This is a genomic window from Bradyrhizobium sp. BRP20 (assembly GCF_020194215.1).
GTDB classification, from domain to species: domain Bacteria; phylum Pseudomonadota; class Alphaproteobacteria; order Rhizobiales; family Xanthobacteraceae; genus Bradyrhizobium; species Bradyrhizobium yuanmingense.
This window is the reverse complement of sequence record NZ_JADYVY010000002.1, coordinates 704,932-721,282: the sequence shown is the minus strand read 5'-3', so window position 1 is coordinate 721,282 and position 16,351 is coordinate 704,932. Positions and strand designations below refer to the sequence as shown.

Genomic DNA, 16,351 nt, shown 5'->3' with positions numbered 1-16,351 from the left:
AAGGACTTAAGCCGTCTCGGCCATCAGTTCGCGGCCGATCAGCATGCGGCGCACCTCCGAGGTGCCCGCGCCGATCTCGTAGAGCTTTGCATCGCGCCACAGGCGCCCGACCGGGAATTCGGAGGTATAGCCGACCCCGCCCAGCGCCTGGATTGCTTCGCCCGCCATCCACGTTGCCTTCTCCGCGGAATAGAGGATCGCAGCAGCCGCGTCCTTGCGCAGGGTGCGCGCGTGGTCGGCGCGGTCGCAGGCGCGGCCCACCGCATAGACATAGGCGCGCGTGGCCTGCCAGGTCGCATACATGTCGGCGAGCTTGCCCTGCATCAGCTGGAAGTCGCCGATCGGCTGGCCGAACTGCTTGCGCTCGTGCATGTAGGGCACCACTGCGTCCATGCAGGCCGCCATGATGCCGAGCGGCCCGCCCGAGAGCACCGCGCGCTCATAATCGAGGCCGGACATCAGCACCTTGACGCCCTCGCCCACCTTGCCCATCACATTCTCCTCCGGCACCTCGCAATCGTCGAAGAACAGCGGATAGGTGTTGGAGCCGCGCATGCCGAGCTTGTCGAGATGCTGGCCATGGGTGAAGCCCTTGAAGCCCTTCTCGATCAGGAACGCGGTCATGCCGCGCGGGCCGGCCTCCGGATCGGTCTTGGCATAGACCACCAGCACGTCGGCATCGCCGCCGTTTGTGATCCACATCTTGGAGCCGTTGAGCACGTAGCGGTCGCCGCGCTTGTCGGCGCGCAGCTTCATCGAGACCACGTCGGAGCCGGCGCCCGGCTCGGACATCGCGAGCGCACCGACATATTCGCCTGAGATCAGCTTCGGCAGATAACGCTGCCGCTGCGCGTCATTGCCGTTGCGGCGGATCTGGTTGACGCAAAGATTGGAATGGGCGCCGTAGGAAAGGGCCACGGCCGCCGAACCGCGCGAGATTTCCTCCATGGCGACGATATGGGCGAGATAGCCCATATTGGAGCCGCCATATTGCTCCGGCGCGGTCATGCCGAGCAGGCCGAGGTCGCCGAAGCGCTTCCAGAGGTCTGCGGGGAAAAGATTAGCCTTTTCGATCTCGGCGGCACGCGGGGTGATCTCCGCCTCCACGAACGAACGAACGGTGTCGCGCAGCAGGCTGATGTCTTCGCCCAGATCGAAATCGATGCTCGGGATGTTCAAGGCGAGTCCTCCGTATTTTGGGCTCCGAAACTAGCCCGGTCCCGGCCCTCTTGCAGTCGAAAAGGTTGCATTTTCCGCCAAACTTGGCGAGGATTTCCGAAAGGAATTCCGATGCCTTTTCAAGCCGCCACCGCGATTCCGCGCCGCGCCGTCACGCCCGCCGCCTTCGTCCGCGGCGTGGTGGCCGCGTACGAGCATTACGGCCGCGATCCCGCCGAAGCCTTGAGCCGGGGCCAGGTCGCGCCGGAGCTTGTGAATTCTCCTGATGGGCGTGTGACCGCGGCCCAGTTCGAAGCGCTGGCGGGCCATGCCATGCGCGAGCTCGATGACGAGGCGCTTGGCTGGTTCTCGCGCCGGCTGCCATGGGGCACCTATGGCATGCTGTGCCGGGCCTCGATCACCGCACCGACGCTGGAGGTCGCGCTCAAGCGCTGGTGCCGGCATCACCGCTTGGTCACAGAGGATGTGCTGCTCGATCTCGAGGTTGGCGAAGAGACCGCCGTCGTGTCGATCCGTCAGCTCCGTGACCTCGGACCCTTCCGCGAGTTCTGCCTCGTCACGCTGTTCCGCTACGTGCTCGGCTTCTCATGCTGGGCTGTCGACTCCCAGATCGCGCTCCGCGCGGCTGAGTTTCCTTACTCAGAGCCCGGCCACGTCTCGGTCTATCCGACCATCTTTTGCCGGAGCGTCCGCTTCGATGCGGACCGCGCGGCCATCGTCTTCGACAAGCACTATCTGTCGCTACCGCTGACGCGCAGCGCGGCCGATCTCGACAACATGCTCAAGGGCGCGCTCCGGCTCACCGTGCTGCCGTACCGGCGCGACCGCCTGCTGGTCGAGCGCGTCCGCCGCGTGCTGCGAGAAGCGCGCGGACGGGTCCTCGGCGCCGAGGACGTCGCGCGCGAGCTTGCGCTCTCCACCCGCACGATGCATCGCCGTCTGCGCGAGGAGTCCACCTCGCTGCGCGATCTCAAGGAGGAGACGAAATTCGAGCTGGCCAAACAGGAGCTGATGCGCGGCCGCACGCCGATCAAGCGCATCGCCGAGATCGCCGGCTTCCGCAACGAGAAGAGCTTTTCGCGGGCCTTCCGAACCTGGACCGGCACCTCCCCGCGCGAGTTTCGGGGGCGGTATCGCTGAGGCGCTTTTCTGAGATTCAGACTTGATCGTGGAATATTCGGAGCCCTACCCCGCCGGCTCTGCCACCGCGACCTCCTGCAATGGCAGCGGCACGTCCTTGGCAACCCCGAGCACGGGGAAGCTGCGCACGTTCTTGACGTTAGGCATCGCGGCGAAATGCAGGAGCTGCTGCCGCATACTCTCGACACTCGGGGCCACGCATTTGAGCAGATAGTCGGTGTCGCCGGAAATCCGCCAGCATTGCTGGATGCGCGGGATTGCGGCGATCGAGCTCTCGAACGCCTCCAGCACCGGCTGGGCCTGGCTGCCGAGCTGGATCGAGACGAACGACACCACCTCGTAGCCGAGCAGCCGCTCGTCGATCACGGCGCGAACCGCCCGGATCACGCCGCGGCTGAACAGCGACTTCAGCCGCCGCAGGCAGTTCGGCGCGGACACGCCGACGCGCAGCGCCAGCTCGTTGTTGCGAACCCGCCCGTCCTGCTGCAGTTCGGATAGGATTTTCAGATCGACGCCGTCGAGCTGGTCACGCCCCGCCATCCCCCACCTCGTCCTGGTCGTGTCATGCGAGGCAGCGAAGCACGGGGCGGAATTGGTGCCAAGGGTTCTCAGGCGCGGGCGACCAGCCGCTCCCTTCGTCATGGCCGGGCTCGTCCCGGCCATCCACGTTCTTCGTCTACCGCCAAAAACGTGGATGCCCGGGACAAGCCCGGGCATGACGGCACTTTGGATGCTTCGGGTGAGAATGGCCCCTCAATGCGTCCAGGGTTCGCCGCGGCGGAACGAGAAATTGTCGGCATAGGCAACCGGCCGGCGGATCGACTCCTTGGGCTCGATCACCTGGTAGGCGATGCCCTTGCGCTCGCAATAGGCGATCGCCTCTTCCTTGCTGTGGAAGCGCAGCGTTATTTGCTGCTTCATGTCGGCCGACGAGGTCCAGCCCATCAGCGGCTCGACCGAGCGCGGCTGCTCCGGCTCGTAATCGAGCTGCCATTCCCTGGTCTTGGACCGGCCGGATTGCATCGCGTTTTTGGCGGGCTTGAAAATGCGTGCGGTCATGACTGGTCCGGGCCTCTTGGTCTTTCCGTTCGATTTCGATGCGTCACGGTGGCAGTTGGTGGAAATCTCGGGGATAGTATAGAGAAGCCGGTTGGGAACTGATCCTGATTCCGGCCCCGGCAACCCTCGCCAACGGTATAGTCATTATGCTGCACCGTGACAATTGCGTACCCGCGTTTCATCCTGGGACCCCGTTTGGCGGCCCGGTTTCATCGATCTCCGTGCTTCTGTCCTCTCTGAAAGCTCCCGACGCATGGCCTTCCTGAACGTCAGCGCCACACTTCCCGACAAGGGTCGCGACCTCCGGCTCGACCTGTTTCGCGGTGTCGCAAACTGGGCGATCTTTCTCGACCATATCCCCGACAACGTCGTGAACTGGATCACGACCCGCAACTACGGCTTTTCCGACGCGGCCGACCTGTTCGTCTTCATCTCCGGCTACACCGCCTCCTTCGTCTATGCACGGATGATGCTGGACCGCGGCTTCATCGTCGGTGCCACGCGGCTGACCAAGCGGGTCTGGCAGCTCTATGTCGCCCACATCATCCTGTTCGTGATCTACATCGCATCAATCAGCTATCTCGCGCTGCGCTTCGGCGATTCCGAGATGATCAACGAGTTCAACGTCGCCGGCCTCGTCGACAACGCCACCGAGACGCTGCGCCAGGGCCTGTTCCTGCGCTTCAAGCCGCTCAACCTCGACGTGCTGCCGCTTTACATCGTGCTGATGGGCCTGTTTCCGCCGGTGCTGTGGTTTATGCTGCGCAAGCCCGATTTGACGATGATCCTGTCGATCGTGCTGTGGCTCGCCGCGCGCCATTACGGCTGGAACCTGAACGCCTATCCGGCCGGCCAGTGGTACTTCAACCCCTATTGCTGGCAGGTGCTGTTCGTGTTCGGCGCCTGGTGCTCGATGGGCGGCGCGCGGCGCTCGGCAACGCTGATCAATTCGCCTGTTACGCTGTGGGTCTGCCTCGGTTATCTCCTGTTCGCGCTGGTCATGACCATGGCCGGCCGTTTCCCCACCTTCGGCGGCATGTTCCCGGAATGGCTGTTCTCGGCCTTCAACCCCAATGACAAGACCAACCTCGCACCGTATCGCTTCCTCCACTTCGTGGTGATCGTGATCCTGGTGATCCGCTTCGTGCCGAAGGAGTGGCCGGGGCTGGAGTGGAAGGTGTTCGACCCCTTGATCGTCTGTGGCCAGCAGTCGCTCGCCGTGTTCTGCGTCGGCGTGTTCCTGTCCTTCGTCGGTCATTTCGAGCTGTCGATGAGCTCAGGGTCGCTGCTCGCGCAGATCTTCGTCAGCGTCGCCGGCATCGCGATCATGACGACGGTGGCATATTACATCTCGTGGTCGAAGAAGCAGGACAAGCCGCTGAAGCCGCCGCCGGCCAAGCCGGCTGCGGAGGCGAAGGCGGCCTGAGAGAGGCGGCAGTTAGGCCGCCTCTTCGCCGTCGAACTCGGTGAACTTCTTGTAGATCCAGTCGCGGCCGTCATGGCGGCGCCAGACCTTGCCGAGCACGAACTGCCCGTTGATGGAGCGGCGCGGCACGATCACCGTCCAGAGGTGCCAGATCTCGGTCCAGTTTGACTGCGGACCGATGGTCCCGATGTTGCGGTCAATAGACATGGCAGAACTCGCTGGCGCAGAACTTAGGCTGATCCGCGCGCCGCGACGAACAATCATCTGTGGTGGCACAGAATGGACAGCCCATCGCGAGCCGGGACCGACCTGATAGCAGCCAGCCAAACGGCCGCAACAGCCGCTCGCCTTTAACCTTGCCGATCAACCTTACTTCTTGGGATGGAGCGGCGCGTTTGGTTGAAAGCCCGCGCCGGTTTTTCTAGAATGCCCGTGATTTGAGGACGGGCGCGCCGTTTCGGCGCAGGGCGATTTTAAGACTGAACTTTGCAGACGATCGGACGTTTGGAAGCAAGTAGATTGCTGGGGGGACGACAATGATGAAATTGCAATGTGCGCGTCTGCGCCTCGCGTTGCGCGTGATCCCGCCCGCGCCAATCGTGAGCATGGCGTCGCAACGGCCGCCGCAAGCCGCCAACGACAATCAGATGGCCTGGCCGTACGTGCCATTTCCGCCCGGCTGGTACGCCTCGAACTGACGAGCGCGGCGGACAAAACGCAACGCCGCGCAAGCGGAATATTCATCGCTTGGCGGCGTCCGTTTAGACATTGGGCGCTGAAATCCCCAACACGGATTTGTCTATCGCGACGGGCGAAGGTTCGATGAGGCTTTGCTGATTTCCGCGCGAAGCGGAGGCCGGACGCGTAGATGCCTGGCCATTGCCGGTTGGATGCTGACCTCTAGGCCAGCGCCGCCCGGGACTGGTCGGGGCAGCTGGATTCGAACCAACGACCTGCAGTACCCAAAACTGCCGCGCTACCAGGCTGCGCTATACCCCGAATGTCCGGCGAGCCCCGTCGATACACGCTTCCCGGAGCGCCAGCAAGCTTTCCAAAGCCGCCGGCCTGGGCCGCAATCGCCCCTGCCCGTCCTATTTGCCGCCGAACAGGGGGTGGCCGACGCGATCACCGGGGCGGATGCCGTACTTCTGCGCCGTCCCCGCCACCACCTCCAGCACGGCCCGGGCGGGTCCCCGGGAGGAGATGATCTTCGTCGACAACGGCTCGGTATTCTCCGCAATGCGCAGGATGCGGCCATCGGCGCGGATGAAGATCATGTCGAGCGACACATAAGTGTTCTTCATCCACATCGAGATTTCCTGCTCGGGATTGAAGTCGAACAGCATGCCTTTGCCGTCGGCCAATTCCTTGCGGTACATCAGGCCGGTCTCCTTCTCCTCCGGGGTCGTTGCCATCTCGACCGAGAACACCTGCACGCCGTTCTTGGTGACGATCTCGAGCGGCTGGAAGCTCGCGGCGCCGGCCGGCGCGCCGGCGACGGCCCAGCCGGCGATGACGAGGATGGCGGCCAGCCAGCCCTTCAGAGCGGACCAGGCGGCCTTTCGATCAGAATTCATGGGGGCTCTCGCGGCGTGGGACTTCAATCAGTCCTTACGCGGCGACCGCCGGAAAAGGAAGAGGCGCGCCGGACTTGCAGCGCGCCTCTGCTCACAATTGCTGGAAGTCATAGCCTTAGTGCGACTGCAATCCCGGCGATCCGGTCTCGGGATGGATCTCGGCCGCCATCATGCCCTTGGAGCCGGGCCCGAAGCGGACCAGCACATACTGGCCCGGTCTCAGCTCAGTCATGCCGAAGCGGCGTAGCGTCTCCATGTGCACGAAGATGTCGGGCGTGCCCTCGCCGCAGGTCAGGAAGCCGAATCCGCGCAGCCGGTTGAACCATTTGACCTGGGCCCGTTCCAGCCCGCTGGTCGGGGTGACCGTGACATGGGTGCGCGGCGGCAGCATCTGCGCCGGGTGGATCGCGGTCGACTCGTCCATCGAAACGACGCGGAAGGCCTGGTAGCCCTTGGCGCGCTGGATGCACTCGACGACGATGCGGGCGCCCTCATAAGCGGTCTGGAAGCCGTCGCGCCTAAGCACGGTAACGTGCAGGAGCACGTCCGGCCAGCCGTTGTCGGGAACGATGAAGCCGTAACCTTTGGAGGCGTCGAACCATTTGATGACGCCGGTGACCTCGACGAGGTTGCCGCTGGCTTCGCCCAATCCGGTGAAGGGATTGAGCGCATTGTCGCGGCCGGCTCCGCCGTGCTCGCCCGGCGTCAATCGCCCTGGCGAGGTGCCCTGTCCGGGAACTCCAAGCTTCTTGGACTCAAATCCGTCCGACGACCCCATAACCCCGGACCCCACACTGCCATGCAACCCGCCACATTGGCGGCGCTCGAATCACGCGTCTTAAGAGAATGTTCTCAATTCGACGCGACGCGAATCTTTCGACTCAAAAGATAACACTCCCGGTTGCGACGCATAGACAAAAAAGAGATTCGCCGGAACCTATGAACAGCTTGCACAGCCGCGAATCAAATTGATGCCTCAATTGCCGACAAAGGGCCCGAGAGTCTCGCCGATGTCGTGGTGGATGACGAGGTCGGCGATGTTGTCCTGCTCGGTCGGCTCGCGATTGATGATCACGAGACGTGCACCGGCGCGCTTGGCCATCATCGGAAAGCCGGCCGCCGGCCAGACCACCAGCGAGGAACCGATCGCGATGAAGAGATCGCAGGCCTGCGACAGCGCTGTCGCGCGCTGCATCTCCTCGTCCGGCATCATCTGCCCGAAGGAAATCGTGGCGGTCTTCACCGGCGCGTCGCAGGCGGTGCAGTCGGGCGCGATGCCATCGTCATCGAAACGGCGCTTCACCCAGTCGAGCGGGTAAACCTGCCCACATCCGATGCAGCGCGCATAGGTGGTATTTCCGTGAAGCTCAACCACGTGCTCCGGCGCGAAGCCGGAGGCCTGGTGCAGGTTGTCGATGTTCTGGGTGATGACGGCGGGAACCTTGCCAGCGCGGTAGAGCGATGCCAGCGCCCGATGGCCGCGGCCGGGCTTCGCTGCGGCGAATACCTCCTCCATCGCAAAGCGGCGGCGCCAGGATTCGTCCCGCGCTGACTGGCTCGCGACGAACTCGTCGAACGGGATCGGACGGTTACGCGTCCAAATTCCGCCCGGCGAGCGGAAGTCGGGTATGCCGCATTCGGTCGAGATGCCGGCACCGGTGAACGGCACGATGGTCCCGGCCTCGGCGATCATGTCGCCGAGCCGTTCGATACCGCTCTGCACATCCGATGCGATCAACCGCGCCTCCCGAATAGTTTGGCCTGACAGCAACATGCGCAAGCGGCAAGATCGTTGACGCTCTTATCAAGCGCCAACGCAATGCGCTCGGCAATTTCTTCCGACCTTCGCATATCACAATCCTGCAATGCCTCCTCCCCATTGACGCCCCATTCGGAAGTGCCAATGGATGTGTTGACGCGACTCAACGTGATTGCGGCGGCAGTGCTTGAGTTCGGATGTGCACATACTCAGGTGTAGAGGGGATTTGACATGACCGAAGACGAACAACGCAAAGAGCGCGAACGCGAAGAAATCGCCGCCCGTGTCGCCGCCTTCCGTGCCACGCAGGAAAAGTTCAAGCGCGAGCGCGAGGAATATTTCGTGGCGACGCTGGAGAATGCCCGCAAGGCCGAGCGGCCCTCGCTCTGGCCGTAGGCATCATCGCGCCGGCAAGCGCGAAAATGGGCGAGTAAACAAGACCTGCGAATGAAAAAAGCCCGGAGCACCGCTCCGGGCTTTTCGCTATTCGCCGACTACCAATGACGGTAGTGGTGGTGACGGTAGTACGGCCCGCCGTAATAGGCGTACGGACCCGGTCCGTAATAGGCGGGACCGTCGTAGTAGCGGTAGCGGGGACCGTAATAGCCATAGGGCTGAGAAGCCGCGACTGCGCCCGCGGTGATCGCGCCGGCGGCGAGGCCGAACGCGAGGCCCGGGCCGATACCGCCGCGGCCACGCGCCTCAGCCGGCGCGGGCGCCGCGACCGCGGTCACACCGACCGCCGCGATGGTGGCCAGAACTGCCAGTGTCTTCTTCATGCTTGTCCTCCTTCGCGTGTCGCGGAGACAACGGCGAGCGCCTGCGATGGTTGCGCATGGATGGAACCCGCCCGCAGTCAGGAAATGTCGATGAAGCGGGAACGAAACGGCGAGATGGGGGTTAGCCTCTCAAGTGCGGGAGCCTCCGCCATCCGGGTCGAGGCGACAGCACGAAGACCCCGTCAGCATCTCCGCGGTGCTGGCGGGGTTTTCAGTTTCATGGGAGCAGATGGCAGCAGACCATGACGGTTGCCAGCGGGGACGACAATCATGGAGGAGAGTTTGCCCTTATCCGCCTTGCTGGCCCGTATCCGCAAATTGGTTCCCAGATCCGAGGATGAGCATTACGACGAGATCGTCCGCAACTTCGGTGTCGGCACGCTGCGCCCGCCGCCGACGCCGATGAGCGACCGCGAGCTGGCGCAGGCCATCGCCGAGTTCCTCAAGGAGCAGCCGTCGAGCGAATCCGTCGCGACCCTCGGCCGCCGGCTCGACCCGTCCACCCGGCTCTGAGTTTCTTCGCGGGAGTATGGAACCAGGAATGCGCGCGGACGTTGAGCCCGTTCCCTGCTGAGCGGAGAGAAAGAGATATGCCCGCCTGGCTCGAAGTCTTGCTCAACCTGTCCGGCTATGCCGGCTTCGTGGCGCTCGCCTCGCGCGGCGCCGGATCCCCGCAGGCGCGGGCCGATGACCGCCGTTGCGGCGACGAGCGTTAATTGGCGCGCGGCGTTAGTTGGCGCGCGCGGCTTGGCCTGCCGTGCGGACCAGCCGGTCGGCTTTGACCGCAACGCGCGTGTCCTCGGCCTGCGGCCGCAGCGAGAAGCTGATCACAACGAAAGCAAGGCAGAACAGCGTGACGACGACGGCGACGCGCCGGTAGGTGTGCCGGTCGCCTTGGAAAAAGGACGGAGCTGAAAAAGGCATCATGGCAAATTGCTGCTTGCGCAAAGGCGTTTCTTGCTTGTCGTTGCCGAACACCTACCCCAAGGCGCAGCAAGCGCAACGCGATTAGGCTTTTAACCTAACCGAATAGGGTTATCGGCATCCGTATAAGCTATCGTTAGCCAGACGCATCCGGCACCTTCGCGGCGAGAGCGGCGCAAGAACGCCCGGCTTTGTTCCAGCTTCGACTCCGTTTCGTTCGCGAAGAACGAATCGGAGTCGCAAGAATGCGCGGAGAGCAAATCCTAACGATCGATGAAAGCGCGCGCGCGCTCACACCGTCGACGCGGCAGGACCCTTCTTCGACGAGTGTCTTCTGCAACGAGTCTCTTCTGCAACAAGTCTCTTCTGCAACAGACTCTTCATCGACACAACTTCGAGAAGACTCTTCGCCGGCAAGCAGCGCGGCGACAGATCAAGCGCGCCCCCGCGGAGCGGATCGCGCTTGCGCGTTGCCGCGTGGCGTCGACAAAGGTCAGGCCGCCCGCTTCGGCTTCTCCTTCGAGAAGCATTCGAGGATCTGGATGCGCAGCTCCTCCGCCGCAGGGCCCTCGACCTTTCTGAGCTCGTTCCAGAGCCTGATCACTTCGCGCTGTTTTTCGACGGTCATGAGCAACCTCCAACGGTCCATCAGGGCGCCTCACTAGAACAAAATGAGAACAAAAAGTCCAGCCCCGGACGTAAAATTTTGGTGGGGGCGGCGTTGAACCTTTTCGGCGCGGCAAGCACCTATGGAAGCTGGGGATTTCAGCGCCCAGTTACACGGCAGCGCCGCCTGACGAACATACTCCGTCGTGGCGGCGCTGTTGCTTTTTGCGATTTTCAACTTTAGGTTAAAGCCATGGCTGTCGGCCAGGCGCTGAAATCCCAACGCCGTCAGCCAGAAAAGCCTCGCGCGAAAGCGCGGGGCTTTTTCTTGTGAAGCGGATGAGGATGGTGAGGGAACGAAGCCTCGCCCCCCGATTGCTGCGCCGGCGCGTCAATGAGCCCACCGCACCGACATCCCCGGCACGTCAGACGGCGTCCTTGGCCACCTTCAGCGGCGAGGCCTTGACCGACTTGCTAGCGGGCTTCGCTGCAAACTGCATCGGCTCCTTGGTGAAGGGATTGATGCCCATGCGGGCTTCGGTCGCCGGCTTGTTCACCACCGACATCTTCACGAAGCCGGGAATGACGAACTCGCCGGACTCGTTGAGCTCCTTGTAGCCGACCGTCGCCATGTACTCGATCACCGACTTCACGTCGTTCTTCGAAAGCTGCGTGCCCTCGGCAATTGCATCGATCAATTGGGTCTTCGTCATCTTCGCCATGGTCTGAATTCCTTTGAATGGGTGCGCGGAGCAATTCTGCTGCTGGGGACGCGGCCGGACCCGCGAGTGCGCGCTGCTGATTCATGCCAGAAGTCATGAAGCGATCGGGCTTAGACCCTATCGAGGCCAAAAACGCAAGCACGGGCTCCGCGAGGTTCCCGACTTCCTGTGCAAGACGTTGCAGGAGCTACAATTTTAGGCCCTGCAATTTTAGGACCTGCAATTTCTCGAGCCTGACACAGCGCCGCGGCTGCTATAAGCCAGGAAGGGTATCTGATGGGGTTCTGATGAAGGTCGCTATCGTCATCGCAGGTTTGATCGTGGTCGCCGTCGCAGCCCTCGTCGCGATCCAGCCTAGCTTCTTGAAGCCTGCGTCCTTCGCCCTCGTGAAAAAGTCCGACATGTTCGGCTTCTCGCCCGGGATGACATTCGACGAGGCCAACAAGCTCATCGCGCGACGCCACTATCTCTGCCGGCCGAGCCGAGGTCCGTACACGCTCACATGCGACATCAACGGCGCCAAGGTCGCCGTCGACGGCGACGAGACCGATCCCAGGCATCCGATCTGGCGCGTCAATGCGACGCTGAACAATCCGGGATCGCAGGAAACCGCCGTCAAATCGATTTCCGAGCAGTTCAACGCCTCGGCCATCAAGGACCGGGAAGGCTGGATCTGGATCGTCGGCCGCGGTTTCAAGCTGAGCTATGACGGGGCCAGCTTGACTCTCGTCGACGAGGCCGCCGAGGCCAGGCTGCGCAAGGAGGACGCCAAGCGCTAGATCGCATCGCGCTTTGGCGTCACCTCGTCGTGAAACTTGTGGCTCAGCGATCCGTCGTTGACGCTTCAGTAACCTAACGCGACCAAGCTTCTGTCAGGTTGGTTGCGTTGGAGTATCCTCAAAGTGCTGGATTTTAACGAGCTGCGTGAACTCGCGGCAGATGTTCGTGTTTTTGTCGATGTCGCCGAAGACAAGGCCGAGGCGCTCAGAGCCGTGATCGCGGCCTACGATGTGGTGCTGGCGATCTTCCCCGTCGATGACGGCATGGGCCTCCACGTCATCAAGGGCAAGGGGATCCTGGACCAGATCGCGACGTCGCGCACACACGCGATGTACAGCCACACGGCGATCGCGGTTCCGGATCTCGCCCACGCCGAAGCGCTCAAGTTCCTGACGGCGCCGGTCGAACAGCGGATTGCGGCCTGAGCATCGTTCAGCCGCTCCGCTCGCGTAGAGCGGCGCGGCGGAATTGTCGTGGTCGCTTCAGCGGCTTTGTCTGGGCGTGCGGGCTGTTCGCCGCTTCCGTCGCAGACCGATGCGCGTGCCCGGAAGATTGATGCCAAGCTCGATCGCACGCGACCTGATCGATGCAATGGGACGCTTGAGCTTCACGATCATCAGCGTGAGGCTCTTTCCCGTTTCGCACATGGATCGAAGCAGCCGGTCGTCGTCTTCCGACCAGCGTTCGTGGTTGTAGGTGCGGGCAGCCATCGACGTTTGCCTCTGAGGCCAATGAGGCGGGACCTTAAGCGGGAGAATGTCAAAGGACCCAGCTTCGCCTGTTCTGAGCGCGGCGGCTGGGTGTCAGTTGAAGGGCGGCTTGTTACGCTGCCGCCTGACGCAGAGATAGTTTTTCGGCGTCGATTTTCAACCGACTTACGGATTTGTAATGGCCCGGCGCGGGCGCATCCACGTTCCAGCGACGCGGCGCACTTTCGTTTGAACTTTCTTGCCGCTCGCGCGTCTTACAGTTGAAGCGTCCCTAAGCTTCACCTCGACAGAGAACCCCGCTCCTGAAAGGGCGGGGTTTTCGCTTTTGGCGCTGCATCAGCTCGCCCGGGATTTCAAGCGCTCTTTGCCGTTGACCCGGCAGCCCTCCAGACGCATTTTTTGCGACGGGCAGGGTTTTGAGGAGCCGTGATGCCGAAAACCCTTGTGGAATTCAGAGCGCAGAACCTTCGTTTGCTCGAGCGGCTTTGTCCCGACGACCCGCGATACATCGCGGCCTGGCTGAAGCAGTTCGACGAGCAGAACGGGATCATACCAAAAGCCGGTCCGAAGTCCGGCAAGCGCCGCGCGACTGCTTCGCCGCGAAGCAAGACGGCTTCGCCCGCGCGCACGAGGTCAGCGCCCTCCTCCGTCTCACCCCGCTAGTCCGCGGTGACGACAACGCGCGTGCTTATGGCTTGCATGCGCGCGCGTGTCACGACCGAGCGGCCGCAAGCTTCAGGCGGCGCGGCGCTTCTTTCGCGCACCTGCCGGCTTCGCCTTCGGCTTTTCGGCGCCGACTTTCGAGACGCGCGCGACAAGCGAGGCGGAAAGAACCTCGCGCTGGGCTTCGAGCCAATGCCTCTCGGCGTGGCCGTCCGCCCCACCGCTCTCCATCCAAATCTGGTATGCGCGCTCGCGGATCGCTTGTTCCAGGTCTGACATCGATGTCCCTCCAATTCGGAGCGGCATCCTGGGCGCGGTCGGTTAACAAGCTCTCAAGCGACCAACGTTCCCCGAGCCGGAACATCGCAACGAGCCAGCTCGTTGCGGGCCCTGACGTCTTCACGAAACGCGGACGTCATCGCACGTCGGCAATGATCGCAGCGACGCGGCGGGAATGATGATCGACGATCACGAGGGACTTCCCAGCGATCAGGTACTGATCTCCCCAGAACCCGTTGAGGATCTGCGTCACCTCCGGCGGCAGGTCCGCCGTCTCGGTCTGCCGCGGGACCGAGGTGCCGATCATCATCTCGAAATTCGGCCGATCCATTGCGGGGCCTTGCGATGTCGAAAGGACTGAGCGCAGCTGCTCGCGTTGTTGCGCGGAGAGGTTTGCCGGCTGGCTACTCTCCTTGATCTGGCGAGCGCGAGCGCCGCTCGAATCCTCATTTGCAGCGGGATCTTGTTTGGCAGCGGTGCTGACTGCGTCGCGTTGTGTTGGAACTCCCGTGCCGACCGTGGTCGCGGGCGCGCTGTTGTCCGCGCCGGTCGAGGGGCGTCCAACGTAGTCGGTCACGCCGAACATTTGGGGAGCCGCAAACCACAGCCCGAAGCCCACAAAGAGGATTGCAGCGACCGCCGATCCCCACATCATCAGCTTGCGTGTGCCTTCTCGCTCTGCGTCCCGAGGAAGATCCTTGACCATCGTGAGATGCCTCCAGTTGCTTCGGGCCAACCCGGGCCTTGCTCCTCCGTTCCTACAGCTTCAGCGAGGGCTCTGAATGGAGCACGTCCTTGAAATTGGAACGTTGCGTCCGCACCGGCGTAGCGACAGCAACCGCAATTGCGCAACGGCCGGCTGAAGGGCGGTGAGTCAATCGCCCGCCTCGCGCCGCGAACGCTCGCGCTCGAACCAAGTCAGGCAGAAGCAATGCAGAGCAACTCGGAAACCAGGCTGCAGTCGATCCCGGCGGATGCCTCGGCCGAACGCAGGCCACACCCTGCCGGTCCGCACGCCACGCCGGAGCTGACCGACACGGAGAAGACACCCGGTTGCGGCGTTTTGCCTGAACCGGATGATCCGAACATCAGTCCCACGGGTTAATCGGCACGACGCTCTGCGGCCACGTCGATCCGGCGACGGAGTGCGCATGGCTGCAGCCCAACTTGCATCGACGGCTCCGCCCGACCAGCAGCAGAGACCGCAGCGCCAGTCACGGAACGTCCGCGGCCTTGCGGTTGTCCCCGATCGAAACCGGCTTGTTGAGGAAATACTCGCGGTTGCCCGTCGCCGCTTCCGCGTATTGGTCGATGGCGACGATGATGGCCTGGACGTGGGCATAGCACCACCCTTCCCGCGTCGCGCGTCGGCGAACGTCCTCGAGCGCGGTCAGGAAGGGCGACAGGTCTCGCTCGTCGTCGAACCATCGCCTGCTCACCATGTCCTCCCGCCGAGCACCCTGCCCTTGGTCTGGCGCGGCTCTGCCGCCTTCAGCGCGTCGCGTTGCGCGCACAGGCTCTCGACCTTCGCCTCCATCCGCGACAGCAGCGCTTGCGCCGAGGCCGTCCCGATCCCCGCCCGCTGCAGCTGGAGGATCTCCTTCCTCTGCCTGCCCATCTGGATGCGCATCCGTTCGATCTCCCGCCTGAGAAAGTCCAGGTCCGGCATTGTTCCGCCTCGCGAATTCGAGATATGGCCCATGAGAACAAAAACGGAACGAAGAGTCGAGTCCGACGTTCTACGGAAAACGGAATAGGAGATGCGCAATGGCCGACAACACCCGGAAGGACCCGAAGGACTGGGTTTCCGGCGACGATCCGATGACCGGAGCCCAGGAATCCTACCTCAAGACCCTCGCCGAGCAGGCCCACCAGGATTTGCCCGAGGAGGAGCTGACCAAGGCCGAGGCCTCCGAGCTGATCGACAAGATGCGGCAAAAGGCCGGGCTGGACGAGTGAGCCGTCCAATTGCGGGAACCCGGCTCCGTGCGTATGCAAACGAAATTGGGAATCGAGAATGCCTTATTTCGTTTGTGCCCGCGACGGAGCGGGCCAGATCATCTTGAAGAGAGACAACCGGGAAGCGGCCGAGAAGAAAGCCGCCGAGCTCCGCGACATGGGCTATTTCGAAGTCGAGATCGTCGCGAAGGGCGACGAGGAGACGGCGTGAGGGATCATGCGTCCCTCAGCACCTTCAAGGCGCTGAGAATGACGAAAGCACCCAGACCGTAGGTCAGCGCATTCACGACCCACGAAATGGCGATGCCGAGGAAGGCGGAGCCTCCGACCGCTCCCCGGAAAAAATACGCTGCGCTGATGCCCGGCCACTCCAGCCAAAGCAACGCGAAGTCGGTCAGCGGCTCCAGCACGAGGAGCACCGTCGAGACGAGCGCCCCCACGGCCAATGCGATGACGAGATATGTCCTCAGCCAGGGCATCAAAGACCCAGCAGGCCAGCGATAACAGGAATGAGGAAAAAGGCGGCGATCCCGAGTAGCCCGCCCACGACAAAGCGTGCCGCGCGGCCGTGAATCTTCGTATCGAGCCACGCACAGATGGCCACCGCAGCCTGTCTCAGCCAGCTACCCACGAGGGTTCTGACGAGATCGAACAGGAGTTCTGCAACGAGTGCGGCCATGGCGTTTGGTCGGCGCCAGCTCTGGCGGGGTTCACGAGCAGTCATCGCGGTGGCTGATCGGCCGAACGCGAGCCGATAGGCGATGACACAGCACGCTTACCGCGCCGCGC

General features: G+C 63.1%; 27 protein-coding genes and 1 tRNA gene. 9 read left to right on the top strand and 19 right to left on the bottom strand.

What is annotated here, in order from left to right; all coding sequences use genetic code 11:
* Positions 1–6: 6 nt before the first annotated feature.
* Complete coding sequence (locus I6F33_RS08180) at positions 7–1,179, bottom strand: isovaleryl-CoA dehydrogenase (protein ID WP_035999647.1); 1,173 nt, start codon at positions 1,177–1,179, stop codon at positions 7–9.
* 111 nt (positions 1,180–1,290) lie between these two features.
* Here I6F33_RS08180 and I6F33_RS08175 point away from each other — a divergent pair, with 111 nt between their 5' ends.
* A complete protein-coding gene (locus I6F33_RS08175) occupies positions 1,291–2,319 on the top strand; it encodes an AraC family transcriptional regulator (protein ID WP_225125478.1) in 1,029 nt (342 codons plus the stop codon).
* Positions 2,320–2,364: 45 nt separating this feature from the next.
* Here I6F33_RS08175 and I6F33_RS08170 read toward each other — a convergent pair whose 3' ends face one another.
* Together I6F33_RS08170 and I6F33_RS08165 are read right to left on the bottom strand one after the other, a co-directional pair.
* Positions 2,365–2,859, bottom strand: a complete 495-nt coding sequence (locus I6F33_RS08170) for an Lrp/AsnC family transcriptional regulator (protein ID WP_057029137.1) — start codon at positions 2,857–2,859, stop codon at positions 2,365–2,367.
* A 213-nt stretch (positions 2,860–3,072) separates the two neighbouring features.
* Positions 3,073–3,378 carry an ETC complex I subunit gene (locus I6F33_RS08165; RefSeq protein ID WP_024337795.1) on the bottom strand — a complete coding sequence of 102 codons (306 nt, stop codon included), beginning with the start codon at positions 3,376–3,378 and terminating at the stop codon, positions 3,073–3,075.
* A 253-nt stretch (positions 3,379–3,631) separates the two neighbouring features.
* Here I6F33_RS08165 and I6F33_RS08160 point away from each other — a divergent pair, with 253 nt between their 5' ends.
* Positions 3,632–4,804, top strand: a complete 1,173-nt coding sequence (locus I6F33_RS08160) for an OpgC domain-containing protein (RefSeq protein WP_036027956.1) — start codon at positions 3,632–3,634, stop codon at positions 4,802–4,804.
* Between the two features lie 12 nt (positions 4,805–4,816).
* Here the strand turns inward: I6F33_RS08160 and I6F33_RS08155 are convergent, their stop codons facing one another.
* The 5 genes from I6F33_RS08155 to I6F33_RS08135 all read right to left on the bottom strand — a co-directional run bounded on the left by I6F33_RS08155 (position 4,817) and on the right by I6F33_RS08135 (position 8,119).
* Positions 4,817–5,011 (bottom strand): hypothetical protein, encoded by a 195-nt coding sequence (locus I6F33_RS08155; RefSeq protein ID WP_036027955.1) that lies wholly within the window; start codon positions 5,009–5,011, stop codon positions 4,817–4,819.
* Positions 5,012–5,726: 715 nt separating this feature from the next.
* Positions 5,727–5,803 (bottom strand) — tRNA-Pro (locus I6F33_RS08150).
* Positions 5,804–5,895: 92 nt separating this feature from the next.
* Positions 5,896–6,381, bottom strand: coding sequence for a DUF192 domain-containing protein (locus tag I6F33_RS08145; RefSeq protein ID WP_035999663.1), 486 nt, complete (start codon positions 6,379–6,381; stop codon positions 5,896–5,898).
* A gap of 115 nt (positions 6,382–6,496) precedes the next feature.
* Positions 6,497–7,159 carry a cold-shock protein gene (locus I6F33_RS08140; protein ID WP_225141876.1) on the bottom strand — a complete coding sequence of 221 codons (663 nt, stop codon included), beginning with the start codon at positions 7,157–7,159 and terminating at the stop codon, positions 6,497–6,499.
* A 198-nt stretch (positions 7,160–7,357) separates the two neighbouring features.
* The gene (locus I6F33_RS08135) at positions 7,358–8,119 is read right to left on the bottom strand and encodes an NAD-dependent protein deacetylase (protein WP_225141875.1); all 762 of its coding nucleotides are present in this window, start codon (positions 8,117–8,119) and stop codon (positions 7,358–7,360) included.
* A gap of 252 nt (positions 8,120–8,371) precedes the next feature.
* Between I6F33_RS08135 and I6F33_RS08130 the strand changes: the two genes are divergently transcribed.
* Positions 8,372–8,536: a hypothetical protein gene (locus tag I6F33_RS08130; RefSeq protein ID WP_225140731.1), complete on the top strand. Its 165-nt coding sequence runs from the start codon at positions 8,372–8,374 to the stop codon at positions 8,534–8,536.
* A 98-nt stretch (positions 8,537–8,634) separates the two neighbouring features.
* Here I6F33_RS08130 and I6F33_RS08125 read toward each other — a convergent pair whose 3' ends face one another.
* Positions 8,635–8,919 carry a hypothetical protein gene (locus I6F33_RS08125; protein WP_036045604.1) on the bottom strand — a complete coding sequence of 95 codons (285 nt, stop codon included), beginning with the start codon at positions 8,917–8,919 and terminating at the stop codon, positions 8,635–8,637.
* A gap of 270 nt (positions 8,920–9,189) precedes the next feature.
* Here I6F33_RS08125 and I6F33_RS08120 point away from each other — a divergent pair, with 270 nt between their 5' ends.
* Both I6F33_RS08120 and I6F33_RS38310 read left to right on the top strand, forming a co-directional pair.
* A complete protein-coding gene (locus I6F33_RS08120) occupies positions 9,190–9,432 on the top strand; it encodes a hypothetical protein (protein WP_225141873.1) in 243 nt (80 codons plus the stop codon).
* A gap of 77 nt (positions 9,433–9,509) precedes the next feature.
* Entirely contained in the window at positions 9,510–9,635 is a 126-nt protein-coding gene (locus I6F33_RS38310; RefSeq protein ID WP_035999737.1) for a hypothetical protein, read from the top strand.
* Positions 9,636–9,648: 13 nt separating this feature from the next.
* On the opposite strand, the gene I6F33_RS08115 is transcribed toward I6F33_RS38310, so the two are convergent.
* The 3 genes from I6F33_RS08115 to I6F33_RS08110 all read right to left on the bottom strand — a co-directional run bounded on the left by I6F33_RS08115 (position 9,649) and on the right by I6F33_RS08110 (position 11,171).
* Positions 9,649–9,846 (bottom strand): hypothetical protein, encoded by a 198-nt coding sequence (locus tag I6F33_RS08115; RefSeq protein WP_249788245.1) that lies wholly within the window; start codon positions 9,844–9,846, stop codon positions 9,649–9,651.
* A 490-nt stretch (positions 9,847–10,336) separates the two neighbouring features.
* Positions 10,337–10,471: a hypothetical protein gene (locus I6F33_RS38305; protein ID WP_260347228.1), complete on the bottom strand. Its 135-nt coding sequence runs from the start codon at positions 10,469–10,471 to the stop codon at positions 10,337–10,339.
* Positions 10,472–10,874: 403 nt separating this feature from the next.
* Positions 10,875–11,171 carry an HU family DNA-binding protein gene (locus tag I6F33_RS08110; protein WP_008558895.1) on the bottom strand — a complete coding sequence of 99 codons (297 nt, stop codon included), beginning with the start codon at positions 11,169–11,171 and terminating at the stop codon, positions 10,875–10,877.
* Between the two features lie 287 nt (positions 11,172–11,458).
* On the opposite strand from I6F33_RS08110, the gene I6F33_RS08105 reads away from it, so the two are divergent.
* A complete protein-coding gene (locus I6F33_RS08105; protein ID WP_225141870.1) occupies positions 11,459–11,950 on the top strand; it encodes a hypothetical protein in 492 nt (163 codons plus the stop codon).
* Between the two features lie 123 nt (positions 11,951–12,073).
* Complete coding sequence (locus I6F33_RS08100) at positions 12,074–12,376, top strand: hypothetical protein (RefSeq protein WP_036022979.1); 303 nt, start codon at positions 12,074–12,076, stop codon at positions 12,374–12,376.
* Between the two features lie 57 nt (positions 12,377–12,433).
* Here I6F33_RS08100 and I6F33_RS08095 read toward each other — a convergent pair whose 3' ends face one another.
* From I6F33_RS08095 to I6F33_RS08075, 5 genes are all read right to left on the bottom strand, one after another.
* Positions 12,434–12,661: a hypothetical protein gene (locus I6F33_RS08095; RefSeq protein ID WP_035999684.1), complete on the bottom strand. Its 228-nt coding sequence runs from the start codon at positions 12,659–12,661 to the stop codon at positions 12,434–12,436.
* 735 nt (positions 12,662–13,396) lie between these two features.
* On the bottom strand, positions 13,397–13,603 hold the full coding sequence (locus I6F33_RS08090; protein ID WP_050995879.1) for a DUF2934 domain-containing protein: 207 nt from the start codon (positions 13,601–13,603) through the stop codon (positions 13,397–13,399).
* A gap of 136 nt (positions 13,604–13,739) precedes the next feature.
* Positions 13,740–14,309 carry a DUF1236 domain-containing protein gene (locus tag I6F33_RS08085; RefSeq protein ID WP_225141867.1) on the bottom strand — a complete coding sequence of 190 codons (570 nt, stop codon included), beginning with the start codon at positions 14,307–14,309 and terminating at the stop codon, positions 13,740–13,742.
* Positions 14,310–14,817: 508 nt separating this feature from the next.
* Positions 14,818–15,045, bottom strand: a complete 228-nt coding sequence (locus I6F33_RS08080) for a hypothetical protein (protein ID WP_036022976.1) — start codon at positions 15,043–15,045, stop codon at positions 14,818–14,820.
* On the bottom strand, positions 15,039–15,272 hold the full coding sequence (locus I6F33_RS08075) for a hypothetical protein (RefSeq protein ID WP_035999688.1): 234 nt from the start codon (positions 15,270–15,272) through the stop codon (positions 15,039–15,041). Before I6F33_RS08075 ends, I6F33_RS08080 begins: the two co-directional genes overlap by 7 nt.
* 98 nt (positions 15,273–15,370) lie before the next feature.
* Here I6F33_RS08075 and I6F33_RS08070 point away from each other — a divergent pair, with 98 nt between their 5' ends.
* Positions 15,371–15,562 carry a DUF3072 domain-containing protein gene (locus tag I6F33_RS08070; protein WP_225141865.1) on the top strand — a complete coding sequence of 64 codons (192 nt, stop codon included), beginning with the start codon at positions 15,371–15,373 and terminating at the stop codon, positions 15,560–15,562.
* Positions 15,563–15,620: 58 nt separating this feature from the next.
* On the top strand, positions 15,621–15,773 hold the full coding sequence (locus tag I6F33_RS08065) for a hypothetical protein (RefSeq protein WP_225141863.1): 153 nt from the start codon (positions 15,621–15,623) through the stop codon (positions 15,771–15,773).
* Positions 15,774–15,777: 4 nt separating this feature from the next.
* On the opposite strand, the gene I6F33_RS08060 is transcribed toward I6F33_RS08065, so the two are convergent.
* Both I6F33_RS08060 and I6F33_RS08055 read right to left on the bottom strand, forming a co-directional pair.
* On the bottom strand, positions 15,778–16,041 hold the full coding sequence (locus I6F33_RS08060) for a hypothetical protein (RefSeq protein WP_036033380.1): 264 nt from the start codon (positions 16,039–16,041) through the stop codon (positions 15,778–15,780).
* Positions 16,041–16,241, bottom strand: a complete 201-nt coding sequence (locus I6F33_RS08055) for a hypothetical protein (protein ID WP_036033381.1) — start codon at positions 16,239–16,241, stop codon at positions 16,041–16,043. Before I6F33_RS08055 ends, I6F33_RS08060 begins: the two co-directional genes overlap by 1 nt.
* Between the last annotated feature and the right edge of the window lie 110 nt (positions 16,242–16,351).